General features: G+C 68.1%; 9 protein-coding genes and 1 pseudogene. 7 read left to right on the plus strand and 3 right to left on the minus strand.

The window, feature by feature from the left end:
- Positions 1-250, minus strand: a pseudogene (locus GRX66_RS13060) (aminopeptidase); the annotation flags it as partial.
- Between the two features lie 135 nt (positions 251-385).
- Between GRX66_RS13060 and GRX66_RS13065 the strand changes: the two are divergent.
- From GRX66_RS13065 to GRX66_RS13075, 3 genes are all read left to right on the plus strand, one after another.
- Positions 386-859 (plus strand): metal-dependent hydrolase, encoded by a 474-nt coding sequence (locus GRX66_RS13065; RefSeq protein WP_159526957.1) that lies wholly within the window; start codon positions 386-388, stop codon positions 857-859.
- Positions 860-1,158: 299 nt separating this feature from the next.
- The gene (locus tag GRX66_RS13070; protein ID WP_159526958.1) at positions 1,159-2,166 is read left to right on the plus strand and encodes a type II glyceraldehyde-3-phosphate dehydrogenase; all 1,008 of its coding nucleotides are present in this window, start codon (positions 1,159-1,161) and stop codon (positions 2,164-2,166) included.
- 101 nt (positions 2,167-2,267) lie between these two features.
- On the plus strand, positions 2,268-2,651 hold the full coding sequence (locus tag GRX66_RS13075; protein ID WP_159526959.1) for an Hsp20/alpha crystallin family protein: 384 nt from the start codon (positions 2,268-2,270) through the stop codon (positions 2,649-2,651).
- Positions 2,652-2,710: 59 nt separating this feature from the next.
- Here the strand turns inward: GRX66_RS13075 and GRX66_RS13080 are convergent, their stop codons facing one another.
- Together GRX66_RS13080 and GRX66_RS13085 are read right to left on the minus strand one after the other, a co-directional pair.
- Positions 2,711-3,562, minus strand: coding sequence for an ATP-grasp domain-containing protein (locus tag GRX66_RS13080; RefSeq protein ID WP_159526960.1), 852 nt, complete (start codon positions 3,560-3,562; stop codon positions 2,711-2,713).
- 177 nt (positions 3,563-3,739) lie between these two features.
- The gene (locus tag GRX66_RS13085; RefSeq protein WP_159526961.1) at positions 3,740-4,270 is read right to left on the minus strand and encodes a 50S ribosomal protein L16; all 531 of its coding nucleotides are present in this window, start codon (positions 4,268-4,270) and stop codon (positions 3,740-3,742) included.
- 352 nt (positions 4,271-4,622) lie between these two features.
- Here GRX66_RS13085 and GRX66_RS13090 point away from each other — a divergent pair, with 352 nt between their 5' ends.
- The 4 genes from GRX66_RS13090 to GRX66_RS13105 all read left to right on the plus strand — a co-directional run.
- On the plus strand, positions 4,623-5,846 hold the full coding sequence (locus tag GRX66_RS13090; protein WP_159526962.1) for a carboxylate--amine ligase: 1,224 nt from the start codon (positions 4,623-4,625) through the stop codon (positions 5,844-5,846).
- 176 nt (positions 5,847-6,022) lie between these two features.
- The gene (locus GRX66_RS13095) at positions 6,023-6,286 is read left to right on the plus strand and encodes a HalOD1 output domain-containing protein (RefSeq protein ID WP_159526963.1); all 264 of its coding nucleotides are present in this window, start codon (positions 6,023-6,025) and stop codon (positions 6,284-6,286) included.
- A gap of 370 nt (positions 6,287-6,656) precedes the next feature.
- Positions 6,657-8,003 carry an LLM class flavin-dependent oxidoreductase gene (locus GRX66_RS13100; protein WP_159526964.1) on the plus strand — a complete coding sequence of 449 codons (1,347 nt, stop codon included), beginning with the start codon at positions 6,657-6,659 and terminating at the stop codon, positions 8,001-8,003.
- 111 nt (positions 8,004-8,114) lie between these two features.
- Positions 8,115-9,477, plus strand: a 1,363-nt coding sequence (locus GRX66_RS13105) for a helicase HerA domain-containing protein (protein ID WP_233745517.1), incomplete at its 3' end; no start/stop codon positions are given.

Consider the following 9,477-nt stretch of genomic DNA (forward strand, 5'->3'; position numbering starts at 1 on the left):
TTCGTCGTCGGCGCGAGGACACGTCCGCGTCCCGCATCGCGGCGGCGACGGGCCCCGGCGGCTCCGCGCCGTGCTGCTCGCCGGGCGGGTATCGGAGAATCGTGGTGTCCTCGGAGACCTCGCTGGCGACCTCGTAGAGGGCTTCGCCGATGGGCTGGCGGTCGTCGTCGGTGACGACGACGCAGGACTCCTCGGCGTCCAGACCGAGACACTGTTCGACCGCGGTTTCGGCGGCCTCGCGCAGGCTCATGGTCGGGGCGTCGCCCGGCGGGCTGTTAGCGCTTTCGTTGCGCAGATTTCACGTCGCTCCCTCCGGCCCGGACGCCGGGCGGGGCCGGTGTCTGACGTAGCGTTATCCGCCTCCGGTTCGATACCCGGGACAGGCATGAACGAGCGCGAGCACGCACTCAACGCCGTCCTGCTCGGCGTCGGCCTCGGGGTCATCATCACGCCGACGTTCGACGCCGAGATGGTTCGGAACGTCGGCATGGTCGCGATTCCTGTCGTCCTCGGCGCGCTGTTCCCCGACCTCGACACCTCCTTCGGTACCCACCGGCAGACCTTCCACAACCTCCTCACGCTCGGCGTCTTCGCGGCGTTCCCGCTCGTCTACGGGAACCTCCACTACGTCTGGATCGGCGTCCTCACGCACTTCACGCTCGACCTGCTCGGGAACGTCCGCGGCCTCGCGTTCTTCTACCCGTACAGCGAGGAGTACGACGTGCCCGTCGGCGTCACCACGAGCAGTAGGTGGGCGCTCCCCGTCACGCTCGTGGTCACTGCGTTCGAACTCGGCGTCGCTGTCGTCGTCGTCCACCTCCCCGAACTGGTACCGGCGGTTCCGCCGCTGTCGGTCTGAGGAACAGCAGTCGGTGTGGTGGCCGGCGGTGCGTCGACTCGCAAAAACGTGGGAGGGGGCTCGTCAGGGCTCCGGCGGCTCCTCGAACTGGTCGAAGAACTCCATCTGGTCTGCTGCGTCGTCCGAGAGACTCCACCCGTCGCTGTGGGATCTGTCCTCGGGCATACATGTACCACTACGGGCTGCGAGAACGAAAGCTCTTTGGTAACGGGTAGCACACGGGGTTTTACTCGGGACGGAGTTGTTTTCGATGATTCGACCTCGAAACGGTTATCCCCATTCCGCTGGGAATCCCCGACATGATTCGCGTCGGCATCAACGGCTACGGCACCATCGGGAAGCGCGTGGCGGACGCGGTCCGCGACCAACCCGACATGGGCGTCGTCGGCGTCGCCAAGACCCGTCCGAACTACGAGGCCGAACAGGCCGTCGAACGCGGCTACGACCTCTACGCCGCCATCGAGGACCGCGCGCACAGGTTCGCTGACGCCGGCCTCGAGACCGCGGGCCTCGTCGACGAACTCGTCGCCCAGAGCGACGTCGTCGTCGACGCCACGCCCTCCGGCATCGGCGCCAAGAACTGCGAGCTCTACGAGGAGTACGACACGCCCGCCATCTACCAGGGCGGCGAGGACGCCGACGTCGCGGACGTCTCGTTCAACGCGCGGTCGAACTACGACGACGCCGTCGGCGCCGACCACGTCCGCGTCGTCTCCTGTAACACCACGGGGCTCTCGCGACTCGTCGCGCCGCTCCGCGAAGCCTACGGCGTCGAGAAGGTCCGCACGACGCTCGTCCGGCGCGGCGGCGACCCCGGGCAGAGCGACCGCGGCCCCATCAACGACATCCTCCCGGACCCGGTCACGATTCCGAGCCACCACGGCCCCGACGTCCAGACCATCTTCCCGGACCTCGACATCGACACGCTCGGCATGAAGGTGCCCGCGACCCTGATGCACATGCACAGCGTGAACGTCACGCTCGAAGCCGAACCCGACGCCGACGAGGTCCGCGACCTGCTCGCCGAGCAGTCCCGCATCACCGTCGTCGACGCCGACCTCGGCATCGAGGGCACCGGCCAGCTCAAGGAGTGGGCGCTGGACCGCGGCCGCCCACGCGGCGACCTCTGGGAGAACTGCCTGTGGGGCGACTCGGTCACCACGGACGGCCGCGACTTCTACTGCTTCCAGGCCATCCACCAGGAGTCCGACGTCGTCCCCGAGAACGTCGACGCCGTCCGCGCCATCACGGACGCCGCCGACGCCGCCGAATCCGTCGCGACCACGAACGACGCGCTCGGCATCTGACTCCAGACCGCCCGGAATCTGGGGCCGTCCCGCCGGCGACTACACGCGCCGAGAATGGCACAGTCCGAACGCTTTTCCAGCGCGGTTACTTACGTATCGTCATGAGACGCGACGACCGGGACGACCCATTCGACGACCTCTTCCGCGAGATCGAGCGGATGATGGACGAAATGATGGAGGGCGGTACCGGGTTCGACAACGACCAGTCCGGGTTCTCCACCGACACCCACGTCGACGTCCACGAAACCGACGACGAGGTCCGCGTCATCGCGGACCTCCCGGGCGTCGAGAAAGACGACATCTCCGTGCAGTGCGACGGCGAACACGTCACCATCAGCGCGCACGGCGACACCCGCGAGTACGACGAACGCATCAGCCTCCCCGGCGCCGTCGACCCGCGGTCCGGCGAAGCCTCCTACAACAACGGCATCCTCGAAATCACGTTCGAGCGCACGAGCGACTCGACGAACATCGACGTCGAGTAACCGCTGCCGCGTCCAGTCGTCCCCGAGTTCGGTTCGGGCGCCGACCCCCGTTTTGCTGTCTACTGCTCCGCGGTCCGTTCGACCAGCGCCGCCAGTCGATCGTAGAACCCAGCCTGGTACTTCGTCTCGTCGTCGATGGTCGGGCGCGCGTTCGTCTCGTTGACCACCGCGCAGTCGCCGGAGACCAGGACGTCGACGCCGAGCCAGTCCACGCCGAGCGCGTCCGCGGCGTCGACTGCGAGTTCCCGTAACTCGTCCGGGAGGTCGACCCCGGTCGCGTCGGCGCCCCGGTGGACGTTGTGCTTCCAGCCCCCGGGGGCTTCCCGGCGGACCGCGCCCACTACCTCGCCGTCCAGCACCATCACGCGGTAGTCGGTGGCGTTCGGGAGGTACTCCTGGACGAGGTAGGACTTGTCTCCGGTCGCGCGGTAGTCGTGGATGAGGTCCAGGTAGTCGGTCACGCCGGCCAGCGAATCCGCGTCGTGGACTTTCGCGACGCCGACGCCGCGCGTCGTCGAGTTCGGCTTCACAACGACCGGTCCGTCGAACCCCGCGAACGCCGCGCGGACGTCGTCCTCGTCGGCGGGATTCGAGACGTAGACGGTCTCCGGCACCGGGACGCCGGCCGCCGCGAGTCGCGCGAGCGTCCCGGCCTTGTTCCGGGAGCGCAGCACGGCCGTACGGTCGTTCACCCACGGCACCGCCAGCAGCGCGTCGACGACCCCGCCCTCCATCAACCGACCGGGGAACACGAACCCCACGTCGAAGTCCGTCGGGTCGAACGGCGGCGCCGACAGGTCCGTCACGGCCTCGCGCACGGAGACGTGTTCGGCGCGAATCCCGCGGTCGGCGAGCGGGTCGCGCATCCGCTGGAACGTCTCGGCGTCGTGAGCGACCGCCAGCGCGAGCATACCACAACGTGGACGCTCCGCGGCTAAAAGCCGCCGGTCGCTGGCGACAGTCCGGCCAGTGCAGAAACCCGAATCGGTCCGGGACGGCACTCCGAGTCGCCGGCCGGTTCAGCCGTCGCTTCGCGGTGAGCGATTAGCAGACGCTACGGACCGGGAGAACGGGAGAATGCGCCCGAGTTAGCTGACGAGGAGTTCCTCGCCGCGCTCGACGTTGATCTTGCACGGCGGCGTGATCTTGTTGTACGCGCGGCGGAACGCCTCCTTGACGACGTCGGCCTGTTCGACATCGCAGTACGCGGTGAACAGCGGTTCGCCCGGGTAGATGCGGGCGGCCGTCCCGACCGGGACGCCGAACGCCTGGCGCATCCCGTCGGAGACGCGGTCCGCGCCCGCGCCCGTCGCCTGTTTGTTCTCCCGGATGATCTGGTGGGGGAACTTGCGGAGGCGCATCTTGTAGTTGCCCTCGCCGAGTTCCTTGATGAGGTGGCGGTTCGCCGACAGGCGCGCCGCCTCCAGCGAGCCGTGGCGGAGCTGGCACTCCTCCTCCGGCACGAGGCTGATCTGGACGGGGTACTCGTCGGCGTCCTTCTGCAGGTCGCCCATCGAGTGCTGTGCGATCTTCGAGCCCGGAATTCCCGTAACGTAGTCGCGACGGGTGTACGACGGCTTGTCGATTTTCCGGTACATGGAGGCCGGCTTCTCGGACATAGTTACTACTGGAGGCTGAGGGTCAGCGCGCGAATAAAGGCTTCGAACCCGTCGTCTCGGCGAGACTGGCCCCGCGACCCCCCACACCGGCCGACCGGCGACGGGGACAATCAACTGAAGAAAGCGACCCGACCACCGAGAACTCCCCGGCTTACGCCCGACGGCACCTCGAACCCGGCTCCGGACAGCCGCCGAACTGTGCCCCTGCTCCGGTCGAAGGCCCGGACTCGACCCGCTGACCGGGTCCTTGGGCCGCTACCGACACCCGGTCCCTCTCAGGCCGGCGTCGTGGATACCGGCGCGCCGCTGTGGGTATCAGTCCGCTTTAGCCGCGGGGCGCGCAAACCCGGGTATGACCGTCCACGAGTTCGAGGCACTCCGTGACGCCCTGGCGGCCGCGTCCTTCGACCGACCGCCCGCGTTCGTCGCGAACGCCCACGTCACTGGTCTTTCCGTGGCTCGCGCGCTCGACGCACACGACGTTCCCGTCGTCGCACTCGACCGCTCGGGGGACGGTGCCGCGCCTCCCTCGAACGCCGTCGACTACGCGGGCCGGCTCACGTACCCGCTGGACGACGAGGCCGGCTTCCGCGAGGACGTCGAAGCGCTGGCGGCCGCGGTCGACCACGACCCCGTCGCGTTCGGGTGCATGGACGAGTGGGCGCTCGCGTTCGCCGAAACCGACCCCGACGGCGTCAGCCTGCCGTTCGCCGACAGCGAGGTGCTGGACGCCGTCCTCGACAAGAGTTCGCTGTACCGAACCTGCGAGGAACTCGGCGTCCCCTACCCGGAGACCTACCGGCTCTCCGAGGTCGACCCCGCGGCCGCCGCCGACGAACTCGGGTTCCCGCTGGTGGTCAAGCCCGCTCGCAAGCGCGAGTTCGAGGAGGCAGTCGGGACGAACGTCATCGAAGTCGCTGACCGGGCGGAGTACCGCGACGTCGTGGAGATGGCCCGGGACACCGGCATCGAGATCATGGCCCAGGAGAAGGTCCCGGTCGCTCGCGGCGAAGACCACTCGCTGGCGTCCTACGTCCCCGAATCCGGCGACCCATTGGCCGTCGTCGGGAACGCACGAGTGCGCGCGCCCCTCGGCTACGGCACGTCCTGCGTCGTCGAGCGCGTCGACCAGCCGGAAATCGAGGCGCGCGCGCTCGCGGTCATCGAGGACGCCGGCTACCACGGCATCAGCGAAGCCGAGTTCGTCTACGACCGCGACCGCGACGAGTACGTCCTCCTGGACGTCAACACGCGCCCCTGGAAGTGGATCAGCATGCCCGTCGCCGCCGGTGCGAATCTGCCGATGGCCGCGTACGCCGACGCCACGGGGGTCGACTACGACCCGCGTCCGCTCACGGACGCCCGCTGGGTGTCCCTCCAAGACTACCTCCCGTTGCTCGCGAACGGCGAACTCGCCGACGTGCTCGCCACGGAGGACTGGCAGACGCTGGTCTCCGGTGACTTCGAGATCACGGGTGAACTCACGACTGCCGTCTATCGACCGAGCGACCCAGCGCCGATGGCCCACCGGCTGGACGTCGAGTTCGACGGCCGCGACTACTACTGTTCCTGCTGACCGGTTCTGCGCGCACGCCGTACCACCGGTCGTCATTCCGGCGCCGTATTCGGCAGTAACTCACAGGTGGACGAAATGCGGTGCGTTGCCGATCTGTACGGGTTCAGGGGCCTGGAACCCGGAAATCCTCTCCCCGTTTGACGTAGATTTAAGTGCCGCCTCTGTAATGGAGGGGTATGGCACGGGAGCGGCAGACTGTCTCTGAGCGAGTGATACAGAAGGTAGCGACCGCGTCGGGAACGGACGCCCTGGAACTCCCACCGCTGTGGGACGCTATCGAACCAGACGCACTCGACACGCTCGTCGCTGGAATGGTTGACGGCGAGGTATCGTTCGCCTACGCCGGCTACGACGTCACAGTCACGAGTGACGAAACGATCAGCCTGCAGGAACGTCCAGCAGGCGACAGCACGGTCGAGGTCGCCGCAACTGAGTGCTGACGGGCCGCGCTCGCGTCTCGACTCGATCCTGCCAGTATCGCCACCGGACTGCACGGCCCCGCCGCAGTTGCGACGACCGGTAGGGCCTGATTCTCGTGACGGCGGCCCGCTCCCCGCCGAACGTTCAAGTACGAAGCCGCGGCCACCTCGCGACGTGATCTGACCGCCGCCCGGCGCGGTTCTGCGGGAGTGCGACACCCCGCGTCGGCATCGTTCACGTCGCCTGCGAGCCCCATTTTGCCCATTCCCGGGTCGCCTGCCAGTTCCATTCTCGCCAAGCTCTACCAGCGAGGTTTGCCGGGGACGGTGACAACGCCACGCGTCCGCCGGTGCCCGCTCGGCTAAACCCCGGGAGCGCGAACCCCGGTCAATGACCGAGCAGATGCGGCTCAATCTCTTCACGATGAACGCCGTGGAGCACGTCTCCGTCGGCTCCTGGCGCCTCCCCGGCGACCAGTCCTACCGGTACTACGACCGCGAGTACTGGACTGACGTCGCCCGCACTGCCGAACGCGGCGGGTTCGACGCCGTGTTCTTCGCGGACGTCCGCGGGATCTACGACGTCTACGGCGACTCGCGGGACCCCGCAATCGAGAACGCCGTCCAGACTCCCTCGAACGACCCCGCGTACGTCGTCCCCGCGATGGCCGATGCCACGGACAACCTCGGGTTCGCCATCACGAAGTCGACGTCCTACAACCACCCTTACCAGCTCGCCCGAGAGTTCTCCACGCTCGACCACGTCACGGACGGCCGCGTCGCGTTCAACGTCGTCACGTCGTACCTGGAGTCCGCGGCCGCGAACCTCGGGTACGACGACCGCATGGACCACGACGAGCGCTACGACCGCGCCGACGAGTTCATGGACGTCTGTTACGCGCTCTGGGAGGACTCCTGGAGCGACGACGCCGTGGTCCGGGACCGCGACGCGGGTGTCTACACCGACCCCGGGGAGGTGACTGCCGTCGACCACGACGGGGAGTACTTCGACGTCCCAGGACCGCACAGCGCGGAGCCGTCACCGCAGCGCACGCCGGTCATCTACCAGGCAGGTTCGTCGGACCGCGGCCGCGAGTTCGCCGCGGCGAACGCGGAAGCCGTTTTCGTCAGCCAACCGTCGGCGGACGCCGTGCGTGACTACATCGCGGACCTCCGCGAGCGTGCCGGCGATCACGGCCGCGACCCCGATAGCCTCGCGTTCTTCCCCGGCATCGTCCCAATCGTCGGCGAAACCGAGGCGGTCGCGCAGGCGAAGTACGACGCCTACACCGACCACATCGACACCGAGGGCGTGCTCGCGCTCCTGTCCGGGTTCGTCGACGTGGACCTCTCGGAACTCGACCCCGACCAGCGCCTCGAGCACATCGAGACGGAGGCCATCCAGGGGGTCGTGAACGCCTTCACGGCCAACGACGACCGCGACTGGACCGTCCAGGAGGTCGCGGAGTTCGCAGGCCTCGGAACCACGTCGCCCGTCGTCGTGGGGACGCCCGAACAGGTCGCCGACGAGTTCGCGTACTGGTTCGAGGACGTCGGCGTCGACGGCTTCAACGTGAAGGAGGTCGCGCGCCCCGACAGCCTCGAGGACTTCGTCGACCTCGTCGTCCCCGAGCTCCGCGAGCGTGGCCTGCTGCGCGAGTCCTACACAGGGGGGACCCTCCGCGAGACGACGTTCGGCCGCCGCCGGCTGCCCGACGACCACCCCGGCCGGCGATAGTGGCTGGCTCTCCCGGCTTGGCGTCGGTCGCACTCCCGGCTCCATCCGGTGTGCGATGTCGGCCTGTATCGAGGGCAACGGTTTTCTCCCCGCATCGTGTGGCTCCGCGTGATGGCAGACACCGCCGAGGACGGCGACCAGCGGATTCACGTTGGCGAAACGGCCGACGGCGACAGGCTCGAGTTCCCCATCGTGGAGATGCTCACCGGCCGCGGATTCGTCACCGGGAAGTCCGGGTCCGGGAAGTCGAACACGACGAGCGTCGTCGTCGAGGAGCTCCTCGAAGCCGGCTATCCGGTGCTCATCGTCGACACGGACGGCGAGTACTACGGCCTCAAGGAGGAGTACGAACTCCTGCACGCGGGCGCCGACGAGGAGTGCGACATCCAGGTCGGCGTCGACCACGCCGAGAAACTCGCGCACCTCGCGCTCCACGAGAACGTCCCCATCATCCTCGACGTCTCGGGGTTCCTCGACGAGGACGTCGCCAACGAGTTGCTCCGCGAGACGGTCCGGCATCTCTTCGCGAAGGAGAAGAAACTGAAGAAGCCGTTCCTCCTGGTCGTCGAGGAGTGCCACGAGTACATCCCGGAGGGCGGCGGGATGGACGAGACTGGGAAGCTCATCATCAAGGTCGGGAAGCGCGGTCGCAAACACGGCCTCGGCGTCGTGGGCATCAGCCAGCGGCCCGCGGACGTGAAGAAGGACTTCATCACGCAGTGCGACTGGATCGCCTGGCACCGCCTCACCTGGGACAACGACACCAAGGTCGTGAGTCGCATCGTCGGCAGTGACTACGGCGACGAGGTGGTGGACCTGGGCGACGGCGAGGCGTTCATCCAGACGGACTGGAGCGACGACTCGGTCCGTCGCGTCCAGTTCAAGCGCAAGCGCACGTTCGACGCGGGCGCCACGCCGGGGCTCGACGACTTCGAGCGCCCGGACCTGAAATCCGTCAGCGGGTCGCTGATGGACGAACTCGGGGAGATCACCGACCGAAAGGAGCAGGAGCGGGACCGCATCGCGGAACTCGAGTCGAAAGTGGAGAACCGCGAGGAGCGCATCGCGGAACTGGAGTCCGAACTGGAGACGGCCCGCGACGTGTCGGCGGCCGCCCGGAAGATGGCGAACGCGCTGGCGCACGGCGACGGCGCTCCGCCGGACGGCTACCAGGCGACGCTCCAGACGAAGAACGAACAGATCGACCGCCTGGAGTCCCGCCTCGCGGAACTCGAGTCGAAAGTCGAGAACGGCGCTGTCGCCTCGGATGACGGCGATGCGGCGTCAGCCGGCGACGGGAGCGGCGACGGACGCAGCGGCGACGCGGACGCCGGCTCGTCCGACCTCGAATCCGCCCTCGACGCGGCAGGTTCCCGAGCTGGTGGCGACGCGGCGTCAGAATCGAGCGACGACGCAGCCGCCGGAGCGACGGCGAATCCGGCGACATCGGGGACGGCGCGTTCGTATTCGACGG

Origin of the sequence: Halobacterium bonnevillei (assembly GCF_009831555.1) — an archaeon.
GTDB classification, from domain to species: domain Archaea; phylum Halobacteriota; class Halobacteria; order Halobacteriales; family Halobacteriaceae; genus Halobacterium; species Halobacterium bonnevillei.

Excerpts from the sequence above, each read along its gene's own strand:
- GRX66_RS13065 (WP_159526957.1), top strand. The coding sequence starts at position 386 with ATGAACGAGCGCGAGCACGCACTCAACGCCGTCCTGCTCGGCGTCGGC.
- GRX66_RS13070 (WP_159526958.1), top strand. The coding sequence starts at position 1,159 with ATGATTCGCGTCGGCATCAACGGCTACGGCACCATCGGGAAGCGCGTG.
- GRX66_RS13075 (WP_159526959.1), top strand. The coding sequence starts at position 2,268 with ATGAGACGCGACGACCGGGACGACCCATTCGACGACCTCTTCCGCGAG.
- GRX66_RS13080 (WP_159526960.1), bottom strand. The coding sequence starts at position 3,562 with ATGCTCGCGCTGGCGGTCGCTCACGACGCCGAGACGTTCCAGCGGATG.
- GRX66_RS13085 (WP_159526961.1), bottom strand. The coding sequence starts at position 4,270 with ATGTCCGAGAAGCCGGCCTCCATGTACCGGAAAATCGACAAGCCGTCG.
- GRX66_RS13090 (WP_159526962.1), top strand. The coding sequence starts at position 4,623 with ATGACCGTCCACGAGTTCGAGGCACTCCGTGACGCCCTGGCGGCCGCG.
- GRX66_RS13095 (WP_159526963.1), top strand. The coding sequence starts at position 6,023 with ATGGCACGGGAGCGGCAGACTGTCTCTGAGCGAGTGATACAGAAGGTA.
- GRX66_RS13100 (WP_159526964.1), top strand. The coding sequence starts at position 6,657 with ATGACCGAGCAGATGCGGCTCAATCTCTTCACGATGAACGCCGTGGAG.